This is a genomic window from Streptomyces tsukubensis, assembly GCF_003932715.1.
Classification (GTDB): Bacteria; Actinomycetota; Actinomycetes; order Streptomycetales; family Streptomycetaceae; genus Streptomyces; species Streptomyces tsukubensis.
The window spans coordinates 6,716,813-6,734,507 of sequence record NZ_CP020700.1 but is presented as its reverse complement, the minus strand read 5'-3'; the positions used below and the strand labels follow the sequence as shown (position 1 = coordinate 6,734,507).

Annotated in this window: 15 protein-coding genes; 3 read left to right on the top strand and 12 right to left on the bottom strand. The window is 73.8% G+C overall.

What is annotated here, in order from left to right; genetic code table 11:
* Positions 1–29: 29 nt before the first annotated feature.
* The 3 genes from B7R87_RS27970 to B7R87_RS27960 form a co-directional block, all read right to left on the bottom strand.
* Positions 30–1,106 carry an ABC transporter substrate-binding protein gene (locus B7R87_RS27970; RefSeq protein WP_006345660.1) on the bottom strand — a complete coding sequence of 359 codons (1,077 nt, stop codon included), beginning with the start codon at positions 1,104–1,106 and terminating at the stop codon, positions 30–32.
* A 97-nt stretch (positions 1,107–1,203) separates the two neighbouring features.
* Positions 1,204–3,063 (bottom strand): ABC transporter ATP-binding protein, encoded by a 1,860-nt coding sequence (locus B7R87_RS27965; protein WP_078902060.1) that lies wholly within the window; start codon positions 3,061–3,063, stop codon positions 1,204–1,206.
* A 23-nt stretch (positions 3,064–3,086) separates the two neighbouring features.
* Positions 3,087–4,784 (bottom strand): ABC transporter transmembrane domain-containing protein, encoded by a 1,698-nt coding sequence (locus B7R87_RS27960; RefSeq protein ID WP_006345662.1) that lies wholly within the window; start codon positions 4,782–4,784, stop codon positions 3,087–3,089.
* A 342-nt stretch (positions 4,785–5,126) separates the two neighbouring features.
* Here B7R87_RS27960 and B7R87_RS27955 point away from each other — a divergent pair, with 342 nt between their 5' ends.
* Positions 5,127–5,759, top strand: a complete 633-nt coding sequence (locus B7R87_RS27955; protein ID WP_006345663.1) for a TIGR03086 family metal-binding protein — start codon at positions 5,127–5,129, stop codon at positions 5,757–5,759.
* 356 nt (positions 5,760–6,115) lie between these two features.
* Here B7R87_RS27955 and B7R87_RS27950 read toward each other — a convergent pair whose 3' ends face one another.
* The 8 genes from B7R87_RS27950 to B7R87_RS27915 form a co-directional block, all read right to left on the bottom strand.
* Positions 6,116–8,449: a serine/threonine-protein kinase gene (locus B7R87_RS27950; protein WP_130584709.1), complete on the bottom strand. Its 2,334-nt coding sequence runs from the start codon at positions 8,447–8,449 to the stop codon at positions 6,116–6,118.
* Between the two features lie 73 nt (positions 8,450–8,522).
* On the bottom strand, positions 8,523–10,013 hold the full coding sequence (locus B7R87_RS27945) for a nucleobase:cation symporter-2 family protein (protein ID WP_006345667.1): 1,491 nt from the start codon (positions 10,011–10,013) through the stop codon (positions 8,523–8,525).
* Positions 10,014–10,344: 331 nt separating this feature from the next.
* Complete coding sequence (locus B7R87_RS27940) at positions 10,345–11,721, bottom strand: 8-oxoguanine deaminase (protein WP_006345668.1); 1,377 nt, start codon at positions 11,719–11,721, stop codon at positions 10,345–10,347.
* A 12-nt stretch (positions 11,722–11,733) separates the two neighbouring features.
* The gene (pucL, locus tag B7R87_RS27935) at positions 11,734–12,657 is read right to left on the bottom strand and encodes a factor-independent urate hydroxylase (RefSeq protein WP_006345669.1); all 924 of its coding nucleotides are present in this window, start codon (positions 12,655–12,657) and stop codon (positions 11,734–11,736) included.
* A gap of 4 nt (positions 12,658–12,661) precedes the next feature.
* Entirely contained in the window at positions 12,662–13,060 is a 399-nt protein-coding gene (uraH, locus tag B7R87_RS27930; protein ID WP_006345670.1) for a hydroxyisourate hydrolase, read from the bottom strand.
* 225 nt (positions 13,061–13,285) lie between these two features.
* The gene (gene uraD, locus B7R87_RS27925; RefSeq protein WP_040913539.1) at positions 13,286–13,864 is read right to left on the bottom strand and encodes a 2-oxo-4-hydroxy-4-carboxy-5-ureidoimidazoline decarboxylase; all 579 of its coding nucleotides are present in this window, start codon (positions 13,862–13,864) and stop codon (positions 13,286–13,288) included.
* A gap of 188 nt (positions 13,865–14,052) precedes the next feature.
* On the bottom strand, positions 14,053–14,373 hold the full coding sequence (locus tag B7R87_RS27920) for a helix-turn-helix domain-containing protein (RefSeq protein ID WP_045852784.1): 321 nt from the start codon (positions 14,371–14,373) through the stop codon (positions 14,053–14,055).
* A 191-nt stretch (positions 14,374–14,564) separates the two neighbouring features.
* Positions 14,565–14,816 (bottom strand): hypothetical protein, encoded by a 252-nt coding sequence (locus B7R87_RS27915; protein ID WP_006345673.1) that lies wholly within the window; start codon positions 14,814–14,816, stop codon positions 14,565–14,567.
* Between the two features lie 199 nt (positions 14,817–15,015).
* Here B7R87_RS27915 and B7R87_RS27910 point away from each other — a divergent pair, with 199 nt between their 5' ends.
* Together B7R87_RS27910 and B7R87_RS27905 are read left to right on the top strand one after the other, a co-directional pair.
* Positions 15,016–15,855 carry a TIM barrel protein gene (locus B7R87_RS27910; RefSeq protein ID WP_006345674.1) on the top strand — a complete coding sequence of 280 codons (840 nt, stop codon included), beginning with the start codon at positions 15,016–15,018 and terminating at the stop codon, positions 15,853–15,855.
* A 105-nt stretch (positions 15,856–15,960) separates the two neighbouring features.
* Positions 15,961–16,851: a 2-hydroxy-3-oxopropionate reductase gene (locus B7R87_RS27905; RefSeq protein WP_006345675.1), complete on the top strand. Its 891-nt coding sequence runs from the start codon at positions 15,961–15,963 to the stop codon at positions 16,849–16,851.
* Between the two features lie 442 nt (positions 16,852–17,293).
* On the opposite strand, the gene B7R87_RS27900 is transcribed toward B7R87_RS27905, so the two are convergent.
* On the bottom strand, positions 17,294–17,611 hold the full coding sequence (locus tag B7R87_RS27900) for a hypothetical protein (RefSeq protein ID WP_006345676.1): 318 nt from the start codon (positions 17,609–17,611) through the stop codon (positions 17,294–17,296).
* Positions 17,612–17,695: the final 84 nt, after the last annotated feature.

The following is a 17,695-nucleotide window of genomic DNA, read 5'->3' as shown; positions in this document are numbered from 1 at the left end:
CCGGTCGCTCTGCACTCGGGGACGGTTCGTCAGGACGCGGGCTGGCGGACCGGGGTCTCCGGCTTGCCGTCGAGGGCGGCGGTCAGCTGGGGGGCGAGGCGCTCGACCACGTACGGCAGGCTGAGCACGGTGCCGAAGGACATGGCGTAGCCGTAGTCGCTCGACTCCTGGACATAGATCTCGCGGCCCTCCCCGACGACCTTCAGATCGCCGTACGAGGGGTCCTTGCGGAGCTCGGCGGAGTCCTTGGCGACGTCCTTCACCATCCACACCATGGCGTCGTGGTCGAGGAGGTCCGTGCGCTCCTTGCTGATGTTGGCGCCGAACTGGTCACCGATCACCTTGTCGAGGCCGGCCGGGAGCCGGAAGCCGAGGCCGGTCAGCAGCCGGGAGCGGGTGTCCTGGCTGCCCCAGACGAAGATGCCTTCGAACGGGGTGCCGATGACCGCGGTCTTCCCCTTGAATTCGGGCTTCACCAGCGAGGCGATCTTCTTCTCGGTCGCGGCGACGGCCTGGGCCGCCTCGGCGGGGCGGCCGACGGCGGTGCCGACGATCTTGGTCTGCTCCTGCCACGGCACGCCCCAGTCGTTGTACTTCTTCGGCTGGGCCACGACCGGCGCGAACTTCGACAGCGCCGTGTACTGGTCCTTGGTCAGCCCGCCGTAGACCGCGAGGATCAGATCGGGCTTCAGGGCGGCGATCTTCTCGACCTGGGGTCCGGTGCCGGTGTTCTTGAGGGTGACGGGGAGCTTGCCGCTGCCCAGTTCGTCCTTGGCCCAGGGGCCGATGGTGCCCTTGTGGGCGCCCAGCCAGTCCGTCGATGCGACGGGGACCTTGCCGACGGCGAGGAGGGCGTCCTGGTCGGTGAAGCCGATGGTGACGATGCGCTTCGGCTCGGACGGGACGGTGGTGCTGCCGTACTTGTGGTCGAGGGTGACGGGGAAGGTTCCGGAACCGCCGCCCTCGGCGCCGGTGTTCTTCTCCGTTGTGCCGCCGGAGCTGCCGGAGCCGCCGGAGTCGGTGCCGCAGGCGGTGGCGGCGGTCAGGAGCAGCAGGGCGGAGGAGACCGCGGCGGTGATCCGGGCGGTCCTCGGGGAGCGGGCCATGAGGGTTTCCTTCTGGTTCAGCGGGTACTGCGGGTGGTGCGCGTGGTGCGGGATCGGGGGTTCCGCTGCGGTCGGCGGTACGGGCGGGGGCCCGGTGTCAGCGGTCCGGTTCGCGGGTACGGGACCAGGCGTCCCACAGGGCCGCGTACGGGCCCCGGGCGGCGCGGAGTGCGTCGTGGGTGCCGGATTCGACGATCCGTCCGGCGTCCATGACGACGATCCGGTCGGCGGTCGCGGCCTGGGTCAGCCGGTGGGCCACGATCAGTGCCGTACGTCCCTCGACCGCGCGGAGCACCGCCTTCTCCAGGCCGCGCGCACCGGCGCTGCCGGCCTCGGCGGTGGCCTCGTCGAGGACGACCACGGGCGGGTCGGCCAGGATCAGCCGGGCGAGGGCCAGGGCCTGGACCCGGGCGCCGTCGATCCGGTGGCCGCCGTCACCGACGACGGTCGCGAGACCGTCGGGCAGCGAATCGGCCCAGGTGAGGGCGGATACCCGGTCGAGAGCGTCCCTCAGTTCGCCGTCGGTGGCGTCCGGGCGGGCCAGCCGCAGGTCGTCGGCGAGGGGTCCGGCGAAGACATGGGTCTCCTGGGAGACGAGGGCGACGGTCCGGCGGAGTTCGGCGGGCGGCAGCGCGGCCAGGGGCGTACCGCCGACGGTGACGCTTCCGGAGACGGGCCGGTGGATACCGGCGATCAGTTTGGCGAGGGTGGTCTTCCCGGCGCCGCTGGCCCCGACGAGGGCCACGCGCTCGCCGGGCAGGATCGTGAGATCGACGCCGTGGAGGACGGGATGCCCGTTCTCGTACGCATGGCCGAGCCCGGCGACCGTGACGGACGCGTCGCGCGGGGCGGGGACCGGCGCCGCGGTCCGCTGCGGGCGCTCGTCCGGCGGCGGCTGGTCGGCGACGCCGACGATCCGGGCGAGGCCCGACAGCGCGGACTGGGCGTCGTCGAGGAGTACCAGCGCCGCGTTGATCGGCGTGAAGAGGCTGTGGAAGTAGAGGGCGGCGGCGGTCGCCGTACCGACGGACGCCGAGCCGTCCCGTACCAGCACGTATCCGGTGACGAGCACGGCCGCGAGCCCGGCGAACTCCGCGAAGTGCAGCCTGCCGTAGAAGCCGAGGACGAGATCGACGCCCCGCATCGTCACGGCGACCAGCGACCGGGAGCGCTCGGTGACCTTGGCGGTGTGCTCGCGCTCCAGCCGGAAGGCCCGCACGGTGGCCGCGCCCCGCACGGTGTCGAGGAGCTGCTGCTGCTGGGTGCCGCCCGCGATGCGCTGCCGGGCGTAGAGCGGGGCCGCGCGGCGCAGGTACCAGCGGGCGGTCAGCGCCTGGAAGGGCACGGCGATCAGCGCGGCGAGCAGGAACCGCCGGTCGAGGATCGCCAGGGCGCCCAGGGTCAGGACGATGGCGAGGACGGAGCGGACGAACTCGGGCAGTGCCCGGCTTACGGCCTCCGCGACGACGGAGACGTCTCCGGTGACCCGGGCCGTCAGATCACCGGAACCGGCCCGCTCGACCCGCTCCAGCGGAAGCCCCAGCGCACGTTCGATGAAACGTTCCCGCAGTTGGGCGAGGACGGTCTCGCCGAGCCGGGCCACCAGTCCGAGCCCGGCGGCGGTGGCCAGGCCCTGGACCAGGGCGACGGCGACGAGCAGCAGGACGACCGTGGTCAGCGCGTCGGCGGCCCGGTTCCCGGCGGCGATGTCGACGATGCGGCCGATGAGCGGCTGGGTGGCCAGTCCGACGGCGGTGGCGGCGGTCAGTACGGCGAGTCCGGCCGCGGCGAGCCCGCGGTGGGGGCGGAGGAGTTCGCGGACGGCGGTACGGGTACGGGCGGGCGACGCGACGGGCAGCAGGTCCCGGGCCGCGTCCTCGTCGGTGCCGGAGCCGGTGACGCTGCCGGTGACGCTGTCGGTGCCGGTGCCGGGGGCCGTTCCGGGCTCCGCGGGCATGCTTCCGTCGTCGGCGGAGGGGTTCACGAGAGCACCGCTTCCCGGTAGGCGGGGCTGGTCAGGACCAGTTCGGCATGGGGAGCCGTGGCCGTCACCCGGCCCCGTTCCACCAGGACCACGGCGTCGGCGGCCGCGAGCAGCGCCGGGCTGGTGGTCACGATCACGGTCGTACGGCCCCGGCGCAGCGCCCGGACACCGGTGGCGATCCGGGTCTCGGTGACCGAGTCGACCGCGTTCACCGGGTCGTGCAGAACGAGTACGGGCGGGTCGGCGGCGAGCGCCCGGGCCAGGGCGACGCGCTGGCGCTGGCCGCCGGAGAGGGAACGGCCGCCCTCCGAGATCTCGGTCTCCGCTCCGCGGGGCAGCGTCCGGACGACTTCGTCGGCGGCCGACGCGGCCAGTGCGGGACCGGTGTCGGCACCGGCGCGGGGAACGGCGGCGGCGACATTGGCGGCGAGGGTGCCCGCGAAGAGGTCGGCCTCGTGCGGGGCGACGAGTACGGCGGCGCGCAGGGCGTCGGGGTCCAGGCCGGGGAACGGCACCCCGTCGAGTTCGGCGGAACCGTGCTCGGGGTCCCGCCTGCGGGCGAGGGCACCGAGCAGCGCCTCGGCGTCGGCCGGGTCGGTGGCCACGATGCCGGTGAAGGCACCGGGCGGCAGGTCCAGTTCGAAGCCGTCGAGGCTGCCGTAGGACAGTCCGCGGAGCCGGACCCCGCCGCGGACGGGTTCGGCGGGTGCCGATCCGCCGGGGGTGACGGCGCCGGGGGCGTCGAGCACGGACGCGATCCGGGCCGCGGAGGCGCGAGCCTGGGCGAGTTCGGCGTTGACGTAGGAGAAGAGGGAGAGCGGTCCGATGAGGAAGAGCGCGAGGCCGGCGGCGGAGACGAGTTCGCCGAGGGTGATGTCGCCGCGGGCGGCGAGCCGGCCGCCGACGAGGGCGACCAGGGCGATGAACACCCCGGTCAGGGCGAGGACCATGCCGTTCTGGGCGGCCTGGGCCCGGGCCGCGGACAGGGTCGCGGTGAGGGAGGCGCGGCTGGTGTGCCGGTAGCGGTCGACGGCGGCGGGTTCGGCGCCGATGCCCTTGAGCACCCGGAGCCCGGCGACCAGATCGGCGGCCACCCCGGAGGCGTGGGCGGCCCGCTCCTGTTCGGCGGCGCTGCGCGCCTCCAGCGGTTTGCTCAGCAGATGGCCCGCCGCCAGCAGCAGCGGGGTGCCGACGAGGACGACGAGACCGAGGAGCAGGGAGATCTTCAGCAGGACGACCGCGCTGACGACCAGTCCGGTGAGCGCCCAGAAGCCGATGACCAGGGCCATGAGTGCGCCGCCCACGCGTTTGGCGTCCTCGGTGGCGATGTTCGTCAGCTCGCCGGGGAGCTTTCCGGTGTCGGCACCGCCTTCGGGTGCGAGGACCCGGGCGGTGAGGTCGGTACGGAGGGTGTGCGCGGCATTCTCGGCGGCGCGCTCCCCGGCCCGGGCGCCGTAGCGGAAGCCGAAGGAGAGTGCGGTGTAGACGGCGGCGAGGACGGCGAGGCCGATGAGGAGTCCGGTGCGGTCGCCCTCGGCTACGCCTCGGTCGATCACGAGGCCGATGAGGACGGGGACGAGTGCCTCCCCGGCCTGGTGTGCTGCGCCGACGGCCCCGGCGATGCCGAGATCGCGCTTCTGACCGGTGACGGCGCGCGCCAGTACGGAGCGCCGCGACAGCCTTGTATCCCCCACCACGCCCCTCCGCCCGAACCGTTGTCGTCACGCCCGTGACCACACCCGGGCAGATTTACTTAGGTAAGGCTAGCCTATGTTTTCTTGGCTGTGGGGTGGGGGTCGGCTGCGCTGTGCCGGTGGGCCGGTGCTATGCGCGCGAGGGCTCCGGCCCGGTGGGGCGCCGGGTGGCACGGCTTCCGGCGGACCGCGCGGACGGCCCTGGGCCGTGTCCGGCGGCGGGCGCCGGTTCCGGTCGGGCCCGGCCCGTGGCGGCCGGCGCGCCGGGGCGGCGGGTGGCATCCGGGGGCATCTGCCGGAGGTGCGGCGATGAGTTCCGCCCGGCCGGGGAGTCATCCGTGCATGGAATCAACCGTACAGAACCAGTCGCCGGACGCTGCGGCCCCCCGGCCCGATCTCAGGCCTGCCGCCGACGCCGTGGTCCGTCTGCTCGACGGGGTGGCGGACGGGCGGCTCGGGGAGCCGACGCCCTGCCCCGACTATGCGGTCCGGGAGCTGCTCGGGCATCTCGTCGGGCTGGCGACGACCTTCCGGGACACCGGGCTCAAGAGACTGGGGGCGACGACGGACACCGCGCCGGACAGCGCCCTGCCGGTGCTGGACCCGGACTGGCGGACGGCGCTGCCGGACCGGCTCGCCGAACTGGGCGAGGTGTGGGCCGGGTCGGAGGCCTGGGAGGGCACGACCCAGGCCGGGGGCGTCACCCTGCCCGCCGCGGTGGCGGGACGGGTCGCCCTGAACGAGCTGATCGTCCACGGCTGGGATCTCGCCCGGGCCACCGGACAGCCGTACGACCCGCCGGAGGCGGGCCTGCGGGTGTCGTACGCCTTCCTGGCCGCGACGGGCGACGACGACCCGATGCGCGGCACGATCTTCGGCCCCGCGGTCCCGGTGGCGGGGGACGCGCCCCTGCTGGAGCAGGTCGTCGGCCTCAGCGGACGCGACCCGGACTGGAGCGCGGGCACGGCGGCCTGAGGGCCTGTGCGGCCCGGTGACCCATGACGCAGGCGGGCCGCACCCGCCGCTGCGGCACCCGCCCGACCGGGACGGCATGACTCGGTACTGTCCGGGACCACCCGTCCGACCGGGTCGTACCGCCGAAACCGCATCCCGGCACGGGACGCCCGGTGTCAACAGGCTTCGATCGTGCCGCGCATCGGGGCGTCGTCGACCGCCGGGCGGTCCGTGCGCATCCGTCGGCCGCTTCATCTGCGGCAGGCCACCCTCCGCCGACCGCACCACCACCGGCCACGCCCCGGGCGGCGGACGCCGCACCCGGACCACCGGGCGTCATAGCAGCCCCGGAGTGGCCGACCGGTGCCCGGCGCGGGTCAGGTGCCGTCCGTGCGGCCCGCAAGCAGGGCCCGGGCCCGGAGGCGTATCCGCTGGTCCGACCGGACGCTGAGCCGGGGCGACGGGCCGGGGAGCCGGACCCGGCGGTCCCGTTCGGCCAGGGTTTCCAGCCGGTCCGCCTCCTCCGGGGTCAGGGCGTCGGGGCCGAGGGTCTCCAGGGCGTCCAGACAGCTCACGGGATCCGTATCGCGCTCGGCACAGTCGAGGACCAGGGCCGCCGCCCCGGCCGGGGCGGCGCCTGCGGCCGCGAGGGCGAAGACCGCGGCGGGCACCTGCTCGGGGCGGTCGAGGAGCGCGACGAGAGCCGGGGCCACCGGACGGGCCGCCGGGCCCAGTTCGGCGAGGGCCCGGGCGCAGTCCCGGACCGGCTCCGGCCGGTGGACCGGGCCGTCGGCGGCCTCGGCGAGGATCCCGGCCAGGACCGTCAGCGGCTCGGCGGGATCGCCGGTGAGCCGCCAGAGCGTGACGGCCGCCCGGATCCGCTCGGCGAGGCCTTCCGGGGACCGCCGGCCCTCGGTAGCCAGGACGCCCCGGACCCGCGGCACCAGCGGAAGCGCGGCCCGGCCGAGGGCGGCCGCCTTCGCCAGGACGATCTCCCGGGGCAGCTCCGCAACCGGCTCCCCGGCCGGCCCGTGCTCCCCCGGTCCGCCGGGGACGGCACCGGCCGTCCGGATGCCGATCGGGCCGCCGGACGGACGCCCCACCAGCCCGGACCGCCGCCGATTCCCCAAAGGCCCTGCCGGTTCCGCCGCCGCACCGTCCTCCCCTCCGGGCGTCGGACCGGACCGCAGCCCCTCGGCCAGCGCCCCCACCAGCGGTCCGGTCTCCCCGGTCAGGGTGTACAGCGCGTCGGCCGCCGCGAACCGGTCCCGGATCGGGCCCGCACCGGCCGCCGGGCGCAGCAGGTCCGCCGTCCGTGCGCGGCGGTCCGGCGGGCAGACGGCGGACAGTGCCGCGGCGAACAGCGCCGGGGACCGCTCGCAGAGCACCGTCAGTTCGGGCAGCGCGGCGGACGCCCGGGGGCCCCAGGACTCCAGCAGCGCGGTGAACCGCTCCGGCGCGCCCGCACCCGGATCCGCCGCCTCCGCCAGGGCGTCGAGTTCGATCCGGAGGGCGTTGAGCAGTTCGGGGTCGTACGGCAGGGAGCCGTCGGGCCAGGATCCGGGGCCGCCGGGCCCGGCGAGCGCCGCGGTCCCACCGCCGGACAGGGGTGAACGGGCCCGCAGACGGCGGGCGAGGAGCCGGGCCGCCTGGCGGGGGTCGAGCCGGGCGAGCACCTCCAGCGCGCGGTCCGCGGATTCGCCGTCGTCGGCGACGAACGCCGCGAGGGCGGGCGCGGCCGCCTCGGCGTGGCCACCGAGCAGCTCCAGCACCGGGAGCAGCGCCTCCTTGCGGCCGAAGGTGGCGTCCGAGAGCAGCGGCACCACGGCGGGCGCCAGCCTGGCGGGGGCGCTGCGCGACACCAGACAGGCGTGCTCCGCGGCCCACAGGGCCTCCGCGCGGGCCTCGGGCGCGGGCAGCAGGAGTGCGGACTCGACCAGGGCGCAGGCCGCTTCGCGGTCGGTGTCGGTGTCCCGGGCCAGCAGGGTGTCGACGATATGGCGCAGCGGTTCGTCCCGGGCCGGGTCGGCGCCGCCCCGGACGAGGGGCCCGGCGGGCAGCAGGGAGAGCAGCGTCTCCCGGTGCTCCGCCGTCCAGGGGACACCGGTCTCGGCGCAGATCATCAGGGCGATCAGCCGGGCCTCCGCGGGCTCACCGTCCGCCAGGGCCCCGGCCGCCGCCGCGGCGCCCCCGGCGGGGTCGAGGCCCGCGAGGGCGGCGAGCAGCTCGGCCCGTACCCCCGCGTCCTTCTCCTCGGCGCGGCGGGCGTTCAGCGCGGACCGGGCGGCGGGGTCCCCGGTGCATCCGGCGGTGCGGACCGCGGCCCGGCGCACTCGCGCGTCCGCGGCGCCGGTGAGCGGGAGGATCAGGGGCAACTGCCCGGCGACCGCTGCCCGGCACGCGCCCGGCTCCCCCGCCCCCGGCTCTTCGGCTCCCGCGGCCAACGTGCCCAGCAGGGCGAGCAGTTCGGCCGGGCGGACCCCCGCGGCGGCCAGCCGGGCCAGGAACGGGACCGCGGCCGCGCTCGCCGCGAAGACCGTCTCCTGGTGGACGATTGTGCCCCACAGCTCGTCCAGGGCCTCGGACGCCTGATCGGCACCGCCCGCGAGGGCCCGCAGCAGCCCGGGGACGTCCTCCGCGCCGCCGTAGGCGTGCTCGACATCGGCCCAGCGCACGGAGTCCAGATCCACGAAAAGCCGGTCGAGTTCCATAACACCGAGCATCGCACGGGGGTCTGACACCGGGTCCGGAGACGGAGCCTGCGTCGCCGGGCGCGCCCTGTGGTCACACCGCCTCGGCCGCCGCACCGGAACCGGAAGCTCGGGGTGTCCGGTCGGCCGCGGTCTCCGCAAGCGGCGGGAAGCATTCCCGGTCCTCCCCCGGCTCCGTACCGCCGTCGTTCCCGTCCTTCCTCCCCAGGTGGTTGAAGGCGAGGTTCAGCACGATCGCCACGATGCACCCGGTCGATATCCCGGAGTCGAGGACGACCAGCAGATCCTCGGGGAAGGCGTGGTAGAAGTCGGGCGCCGCGATCGGTATCAGCCCGATGCCGACGGCCGCGGCCACGATCAGCGCGTTCTCGCCCTTCTCCAGCGCGGCGGAGGCCAGCGTCTGGATGCCGCTGGACGCGACCGTGCCGAAGAGGGCGATGCCCGCCCCGCCGAGCACCGGCAGCGGCACCAGGGCGATGACGGACGCGGCGACGGGGAAGAGCCCCAGCAGGACCAGGATGCCGCCGGCGGCCGCGACGACGAACCTGCTGCGCACCTTGGTCATGGCGACCAGCCCCACGTTCTGGGCGAAGGCGCTGCACATGAAGCCGTTGAAGAGGGGGCTCAGGGCGCTGCCGAGGGTGTCGGCGCGCAGTCCGCCCTCGATGGTCCGCTCGTCCGCGGGCCGGTCGACGATCCTGCCGAGCGCCAGCATGTCGGCGGTGGACTCCGTCATGCAGACGAGCATCACCACGCACAGGGAGACGATGGCGGCGATCTCGAACTGCGGGCCGCCGAAGTGGAAGGGCGTGGGGAAGCCGATGACGTCCGCTTCCCGGATGGCGTCGAAGGAGGACATCCCGAGCGGAAGGGCGACGAGGGTGCCCACGGCCAGACCGAGGAGGATCGCGATCTGCTGGAGGAAGCCGCGGAGCAGTTTCCGCAGGGCCAGCACGACGGCGAGGGTGAGTGCGGCCATGCCGATGTTCCGCATCGAACCGTATTCGGCGGCGGCGGGGTTGCCGCCCTGGGCCCAGCGGAAGGCGACGGGCAGCAGGGAGAGGCCGATCAGGGTGATCACGGTGCCGGTGACCACCGGGGGGAAGAACCGGACGAGTTTGCAGAAGTAAGGGGTGAGGAGGAAGCCCACGATCCCGGCGACGATGATCGCGCCGAAGATGACGGCGATGCCGTCCTCGCCGCGGTCCCGGCCGATGGCGACCATGGGCGTGACTCCGGCGAAGGAGACGCCGTTGACGAACGGCAGCCTGGCCCCGATCTTCCAGAAGCCGATGGTCTGGAGGAGCGTCGCGATACCCGCGGTGAACAGGCTCGCGCCCATCAGGAACGCCGTGTCCTGGGCGCCGAGGCCGACCGCGGGGCCGACGATCATCGGCGGTGCGACCACGCCCGCGTACATCGCGGCCACGTGCTGGAGTCCGCTGGTGAAGAGCTTGACGGGCGGGAGGGTCTCGTCGACGGGGTGCTTGCTCGCCCCGTCCGCTGGGGAGTCCGTTGCTCGGTCGGCGCTTGTCGCGCTGTGAAACCTGGGCTCGGCGGCCACGGCGGTTCCTCCGGTCGGTTGCACGTCGGCGGAGACGTGGAGGTCAGGGAGGCGGAACGGAGTGGTGCGGCACTGGTGCGGCAGTGGTGTTCATCTCGTGGGGCTTCGCGGTGGTGAATGAGTTCATGGGTGTGTGTGGGGGGGGCGGGGATCCGCAGGAGCGGACCGGGCGGAGGGGAGGACGGGTACGGCGAAGGACCGCCGGGCGGGCCCGGGCGGTAACGGAAGCAGGCACAGGAGCAGGAGCAGCGAGGGGAGGACGAGGGTGGTACGGCGGCCAACAGGCCGGGACCGCCGGGCTCGTACGGCGGTACGGGACGGACCCGCCCGGTTATCCGGAGCGGGCGATCTCCGCGAGGCGCCGGGCTTCCCCGCGGGTGGTACGGGCGACCGCCTCCTGGTCCACGGTCACCAGCCGGCCGTCCTCGACGACGGGGCGGCCGTCGACGAGGGAGAGTGCGACGGGCGCCGGGGCGCCGAGGACCAGCGCCGCCACCGGATCGGCCATGGAGGCGTGCGCGAGGGTGTCCAGCCGCCACAGCACCAGGTCGGCGAGTTTGCCCGGTTCCAGCGAACCGGTCTCGTGGTGGCGTCCCAGCACCCGGGCGCCGCCGTAGGTGCCGAGCCGCAGCGCCTGACGTGTGTTCAGTGCGGCTTCCCGGTGGGCTCCGAGACGGTTGATCAGCAGCGCGTTGCGGAGTTCGGTGTGCAGCTCGCCGGACTCGTTGGACGCGGTCCCGTCGACACCGAGACCGACGGGGACCTTCGCGGCCAGCATGTCGGGGACCCGGGCGATTCCGGCGCCGAGGCGGGCGTTGGAGGAGGGGCAGTGCGCCACCCCCGTGCCGGTGCGGGCGAAGGCGGCGATGTCCGCGTCGTTCATATGGACGCAGTGGGCCATCCACACGTCCTCGCCGAGCCACCCGGTCGAGGCGAAGTAGTCGGTGGGCCCCATCCCGAACAGCTCCTTACAGAACCGTTCCTCCTCCACGGTCTCAGAACCGTGCGTATGCAGCCGCACGCCCTTGCGGCGGGCGAGTTCGGCCCCCTGCCGCATCAGTTCGGTGGAGACGGAGAAGGGCGAGCAGGGGGCGACGGCGATCCTGGTCATCGCGTCCGGAGCCGGATCGTGGTGGGCGTCGATCGCCTCTTCGGTGGCGGCCAGGGCGCCGTCCAGGGTCTCCACCGCGAAGTCGGGCGGCAGCCCGCCGTCCGAGGCGCCCCGGTCCATGGAGCCGCGGGCCAGGGTGAAGCGGACACCCATCTCGCGGGCGGCGCCGACGAGGGCGCCGGTGAGGTCCCCGGCGCCGCGCGGGTGGACGTAGTGGTGGTCCATCGCCGTGGTGACACCGCCGAGGGCCATCATCGCCAGCGACCCCTGCGCCGCGGCGCGGACCATGGGCTCGTCGATCCGTGCCCAGGTGGGATAGAGCGCGACCAGCCAGTCGAAGAGGTTGTGGTCGGTGGCCAGTCCCCGGGTGAGCCACTGGTAGAAGTGGTGGTGGGTGTTGACCAGTCCGGGCGTGGCGAGACAGCCGGTGCCGTCGATCCGGCGGACCGCGCCGGTGAGCCCTTCGGGAGCCGGTCCCGGGCCCACGGATTCGATGCGGTTGCCGGTGACGACGAGGTGGCCGCTCACGTGTTCGGTGTCGTGCGCGTCGACCGTCGCGACGGCGCAGTTCTCGATGACGATGCGCGTAACCGTCATGCTCGCCCCGTTTCAGAGGTTGGTCAGATCCACCGGAATGGCGGCCTCGGTACCGTCCCGCAGGACGGTCGCCTCGATCAGCCCGTAGGGCCGGTCGGCGGCGAGGTAGACCTCGTTGTCGTTCTTCTGCCCGAAGGGTTCGAGGTCGACCAGGAAATGGTGCTTGTTGGGGAGTGAGAAGCGGATCTCGTCGATCTCGCTCCGGCTGTCGATCACCCGTGAACCCATCTGGTAGAGCGTCTGCTGCAACGAGAGGGAGTAGGTCTCGGCGAAGGCTTCCAGCAGATGCTGCTTGGTCCGGGCGTACGACTGCTCCCAGTCCGGCATGCCCTGTTCGTCCGAGGTCCAGTTGTGGCGCCAGCGGGCCGAGACGTCGGTGGCCAGAATCCGGTCGTACGCCTCCTTGAGGGTGGTGTACGCGTCCTTGACGTACCCCCGGAACTCGGAGTTGGTGGAGTTCAGCACGGTCAGGTCGGTGAGCCCGGAGACGATCTGCCAGCGGTCGCCGTCGTAGGTGATCTGGGCCAGCCGGGTCTCCTGCCTCGTGCGGACGAAGGAGTGCCCGGTCTCCGTGGCGCGGTCGGGGCGGGCGTCGGCGCCCGGGAGCGGGATCCGCTCCCAGGCGTACTCCTCGATCCGGATCCGGGCCCGGTGGATGGTGTCCTGGGAGGTCACGAAGTGGCGGGCCAGATGTATGCCGAACTGCTCGGCGGACGCTATGCCGTGCTCCTTGGCGAACGCGTACACCGTGTTCTTGGTGGTGTCGGTCGGCAGGACGCCGGTATTGGAGCCGTGGTAGTGGACCTCGTCCATGGCGCCGCTGAGGGCGATGGAGACGTTGAGGTCCTTGATGTGGTGGGTGTCGCCGTCCCGGACGATCCGCACCACGCGGTTCTCCGCTTTGCCGTACTGGTTCTGGCCGAGAATGGCGGGCATATTGCTAGCTCCCTCGGTAGACGGAGTAGCCGAACGGGTTGAGCAGCAGCGGTACGTGGTAGTGCTCGCCCGCCTCGACGGCGAAGACGATCGCCACCTCGGGGAAGAACACCGGGCCCGGGCCGCCGGTCCGGTGCTCGGGGGCGTGCCGCTGCGACTCGGCTCGGCCGGTCAGGAAGTACTCCTCGGTGCCGAATTCGAGGCGGACGAGGATGGTGCCCTCCGGCGGTGCCGGGAGGTCCTTGCAGCGGCCGTCGGCGTCGGTGGCCGATGCGCCGACCTCGGTCCACGGGCCCTGTTCGGCGGACCGGGCCGACAGCCGGACGGGGACGCCCGCCGCGGGGCGTCCGACACTGGTGTCCAGGATGTGGGTGGACACCGACGCGGTGGTCTGCGTACTCATGCGCCTTCGCTTCCCTCGGAGGTTCCGGTAGGCCGTCGATGGGCTGCTGGACCGACGGGCCGCCGGGCGGGCAGGGGTGGTGGCCGCGGCGGGCACCGCCCGTCCGTCGGGTCCGGGGCGGGTGCCCGGCCCGCTCCGGTAACGCGCTCGGTCGGGGCCGGGTCATGCGCCCGTTCCGGTCCTGCCTGCGGTACGGGCCCGGGGCAGGGCTCCGGCGCCTTGCCGTCAGCTGTCCGAAGGCGGCTGCGGCTGTACGAGCCGGGCGAGCCGGAGCCGGTTGATTCCGGCCAGCTCGGTGCGGACGATCTCCCGTTCCCGCTCGGGCGTGTTGCCGATCCGGTCCCGGGCCGCGTCCCGGAGCTGCTCCCCGGTGCGTCCGGTGGCGCAGATCAGAAAGACCTGGCCGAACTTCTCCTGGTAGGCGAGGTTCAGCTCCAGCAGTTCGGCCTTGAGTGCGTCCGATGCCCCGGCCGTACCGCGCTGTTCGCGCGCCGAGACCGGATCGCCGGGGCGGGGTCGGCCGATCGGCGGATGCCCCGCCACCGCCTCGGCGAGGCCGTCCGCCGTCAGTGCCGCCGTGGCCGCGTCGCCGGCGGCGAGCAGTTCGCCGACGGTCGGGTACGGGCGGCGGGCGAGCATCGCGCTGCCCCAGGCCCTCACGGCGCAGACCTCGTGGAGTGCGGCGCTCGCGGCCTGTTCAGAAGCGGAGTTGAACCGGTTGAGGCCCTCGGGAACTTGGGCGGGTCCGCCCGGGGAGCCGGTTGCTCCGCCGGGATCCGGAAGGCGCTGTGGACGCGATGTCACGGGTACCTCCGTGCTCTTGCTCGCAGCATTTTCTGGTCGGGCTGCGCATAGCTAACGCGCTCCACCACGGAAGGTCAACAGTTTGTTGAAAAGTTCGTTCGCCGTGCGTTCACCGTCCCGACGCATACCGCGGCCGCCGTCCGAAGACTCGGACGACGGCCGGTGTTCACCCGATCTCCGGGCCCGGATCAGCCACCTCTGGAGGCGTTCTCCCTGTTGAGGTAGTTGTAGACGGTGAAGCGGCTGACCCCGAGCGCCCCCGCGACGGTCTCCACGCCGTGGCGGACGGCGAAGGCTCCGCGTGCCTCCAGATTCCGTACCACCCGCTGCTTCTCCTTGCGGTCGAGCTGAGCGAGCGGCATGCCGTGGGTGCGTTCCAGCGCGGCCAGGATGCGGTCGAGGGAGTCGGAGAGCTGCGGCAGCCTGACGGCGAGCACATCGCGCCCCTCCCAGGCGAGCACCACATCGTCGGGCCCGGCCAGTTCGGGGCGGACCAGTTCGGCGCCCATGGCGTCGACGAGCGGTCCGACCGCCCGCGCCAGCGGATGCTCCACACCCGAAGCACCCGAAGCACCCGGACCGCCGGAAGGGGCCGCGCCGCCCGGCACCTCCTGGGCGCCCGCGGCGTCCGAAGCGCCCGAGCCCGCCGCGGACTCCGCAGGTCCGGCGGCCGCGGGCGGGCGCGCCTCGGGCCGCGGCTTCACCGCCCCTCCCCCGGCACCACGTTCACCTGGAGGGATATCCGCGTCGCACCGGCCTCCAGCGAACGGCGCAGCAGGGCGTCCACGGCTCCGAGCACCGCTTCGGCCCGCCCTTCCGCCGTATTGCCGAAGGGCCCGACGTCCACGGCATCCAGCTCGGCGCCGAGGATCACCTCCCTGGCGACCACGGCATGCGGGGGCGCTTCGTCCAGGTCGAAGGGTTCGGTCGTGAACTCCACTCTCAGCCGCATCCCGCGCACTCTCCCCACCCCGCCGCACCTGCCCTGACGTGCGGCCCGGCCCGTCCGGCCACCGCGAGCCGACCCTAGCCGACCCGGGCGGCCCCCGCGGGCCGGAGGTGCGAGCCCCCTTGACAAGCCCCGGGCACCACCAGCACGCTTCCATTGAGCAGAAACTTACTTCCACCATACGGAAGGGGCGCGGCGCCTGATGGGCTACTCCGGCCACCGATTCGATGTGAACCTGTCGATCCTCTTCACCGAGCTCCCGCTCCTCGACCGCCCCGCGGCCGCCGCGGCCGCGGGTTTCACGGCGGTCGAGCTGTGGTGGCCGTGGCCCGACACCCCGACACCGCCCGCCGCCGAACTCGACGCGCTGAAGCGGGCGCTCGACGAGGCGGGCACCCGGCTCGTGGGGCTGAACTTCTACGCCGGGCAGCTCCCGGGGCCGGACCGGGGTGCGCTGTCCGTCCCCGGTGAGGAGTCCGCGCGTTTCCGCGCCAATGTGGAGGTGGCGGCCGGTTTCGCGGCCTCCGTGGGCTGCCGGGCGCTCAACGCGCTGTACGGAAACCGGGTGCCCGGGGTCGACGCCTCGGTCCAGGACGCCCTGGCGCTGGAGAATCTGGCGTCGGCGGCCCGGGCGGCCGACGGGATCGGCGCGACCCTGCTGGTCGAAACCCTCAACCGGCCGGAGTCCCCCGACTATCCGCTGGTCACCGCCGCGGCGGCGGTCGAGGTGGCCGACAAGGTGAATGCCGCGACGGGGCTGGCGAACGCGGAGTTCCTCCTCGACGTGTACCACCTGTCGATGAACGGCGAGGACATCGGCGCGGCGATCGACGCGTACGCGGACCGCATCGGCCATGTGCAGATCGCCGACAATCCGGGCCGGGGCGCCCCCGGGACGGGTTCGCTCCCCCTGGAGCAGCTGCTGGACCGGCTGGCGGCCGCCGGATACGACGGCTGGGTCGGCCTGGAGTACAAGCCGGGCGACGGGCCGAGCGCGGCGAGCTTCGACTGGCTGCCCCGGGAGGCCCGCGCCGCCCGCTGACCCCGGCGCGGCCCCGGCCCGTACCCCGGGCGCCGTACCCGCACCTCTTCCCCGCCCCGCACCCCCGGACGCACCACCGTCCCGCTGCCAGAAAGGCACACCCTCATGAGCACACTGCCCTCGGTGGCCTGGATAGGACTCGGCATCATGGGCTCCCCCATGGCCGAGAACCTGCTCAAGGCCGGCTACGCGGTCACCGGCTACACACTGGAGCAGGCCAAGCTGGAGCGGCTGACCGCAGCAGGCGGCAGCGCCGCCGCCTCGGTCGCGGAAGCCGTACGCGACGCGGACGTCGTCATCACCATGGTCCCGGCGTCCCCGCAGGTCGAGGCGGTCGCCTACGGTCCGGACGGAATCCTGGCGAACGCCCGGCCCGGCGCCCTGCTGATCGACATGTCGTCCATCACCCCCCGTACCTCGGTCGAACTGGCCGCCGCGGCGAAGGAGAAGGGGCTGCGGGTGCTGGACGCGCCGGTCTCCGGCGGCGAGGCCGGGGCCGTCGAGGCGGTGCTGTCCATCATGGTCGGCGGGGACCGGGCCGACTTCGACGCCGCGCTGCCGCTGTTCGAGGCGCTGGGGAAGACCGTCGTACGGTGCGGTCCGCACGGCGCCGGCCAGACCGTGAAGGCGGCCAACCAGCTCATCGTGGCCGTCAATATCCAGGCCTGTGCGGAGGCCGTGGTCTTCCTGGAGAAGTCGGGGGTCGACCTGGCCGCGGCGCTGGACGTCCTCAACGGCGGACTGGCCGGTTCCACCGTGCTGAGCCGTAAGAAGGACAACTTCCTCGCCCGGGACTTCCGCCCCGGCTTCCGGATCGACCTCCACCACAAGGACATGGGGATCGTCACCGACGCGGCCCGTAGCGTCGGCGCCGCGCTCCCGGTGGGTGCCGTCGTGGCCCAGCTGATCGGCTCCCTGAGCGCCCAGGGCGACGGCGGGCTCGACCACTCGGCCCTGCTGCGGTCCGTCGAACGCCTCTCCGGACAGCCGGTCTGACCCCCGCCCGGACCGGCGGCCGCAGTGCCTCCGGTCCGGCCCCACCCCGGCCCGGCGGCTCCGCTCCGCCGGTCCGGCCCCCGGAATTCCGGGCGGCGACGGTGCCGACACCTGTCCTGTCGCGCCCAGGCACCGCCGCCGCCCGGATGCCCTCCACGGATCCCGCCCGGGGCACGCACACCCAGGCCGTGCCCCGGGCGGCCCACCGAACCCGCCGTACGGACCCCTGAGGGGTGGTCCGTACGGCAGGGGCGGGACCGCGGGGCGCCGTACGACACCAGTGCGGTGGTCCAGGTCCGCAGGCGGCACCTCCCGGCCTGAGGGGGGCGCAGCCGCGGCCCGGTCGTCCGGCCGCCGCGGTCCCTTCCATCTCCTGGGTACGCCGAGGGGCCCGCACTCCTGCATGGAGTGCGGGCCCCTCGGCACGAGGCGTGCCCCCGGCTCAGCGCCAGTGCGGCGGGATGCTCGCCAGCTGTTCCACCAGGTCCCAGCCGCGGGGCCGGCGGTAAGGCCGGTCCCAGACAGCACCGTGGCCCACCCAGTAACCCCGGTAGGAACGGACCGATTCCAGGGCCCGGCCGTCCCCCGGCCAGCCCATATCGGTGAGCCCCGCCTCGCAGCCGCAGCAGGGGCAGACGTCGTGCGTACCGTAGCCGTCGACCCAGATCAGACCGCCGTCGGTCCAGCCGCACACCCGGCAGTGCTCCTCGTTCACGGGGACGAACCCCTCGGGGAGAGCCTTCTCCTCCGCCGTAGCCATCGGTGCGGCTCCTCCCTCGTACTTGCCGTCCGGACCCCACCGTAGACGGTTTCCCCCCTCCGTCGAATCCGGTTTTCCGGCGGG

Coding starts and splice junctions, on each gene's coding strand:
- B7R87_RS27970 (WP_006345660.1), bottom strand. CDS start 1,106: ATGGCCCGCTCCCCGAGGACCGCCCGGATCACCGCCGCGGTCTCCTCC.
- B7R87_RS27965 (WP_078902060.1), bottom strand. CDS start 3,063: ATGCCCGCGGAGCCCGGAACGGCCCCCGGCACCGGCACCGACAGCGTC.
- B7R87_RS27955 (WP_006345663.1), top strand. CDS start 5,127: ATGGAATCAACCGTACAGAACCAGTCGCCGGACGCTGCGGCCCCCCGG.
- B7R87_RS27950 (WP_130584709.1), bottom strand. CDS start 8,449: ATGGAACTCGACCGGCTTTTCGTGGATCTGGACTCCGTGCGCTGGGCC.
- B7R87_RS27940 (WP_006345668.1), bottom strand. CDS start 11,721: ATGACGGTTACGCGCATCGTCATCGAGAACTGCGCCGTCGCGACGGTC.
- pucL (WP_006345669.1), bottom strand. CDS start 12,657: ATGCCCGCCATTCTCGGCCAGAACCAGTACGGCAAAGCGGAGAACCGC.
- uraH (WP_006345670.1), bottom strand. CDS start 13,060: ATGAGTACGCAGACCACCGCGTCGGTGTCCACCCACATCCTGGACACC.
- B7R87_RS27920 (WP_045852784.1), bottom strand. CDS start 14,373: ATGGGCGCCGAACTGGTCCGCCCCGAACTGGCCGGGCCCGACGATGTG.
- B7R87_RS27915 (WP_006345673.1), bottom strand. CDS start 14,816: ATGCGGCTGAGAGTGGAGTTCACGACCGAACCCTTCGACCTGGACGAA.
- B7R87_RS27910 (WP_006345674.1), top strand. CDS start 15,016: ATGGGCTACTCCGGCCACCGATTCGATGTGAACCTGTCGATCCTCTTC.
- B7R87_RS27905 (WP_006345675.1), top strand. CDS start 15,961: ATGAGCACACTGCCCTCGGTGGCCTGGATAGGACTCGGCATCATGGGC.
- B7R87_RS27900 (WP_006345676.1), bottom strand. CDS start 17,611: ATGGCTACGGCGGAGGAGAAGGCTCTCCCCGAGGGGTTCGTCCCCGTG.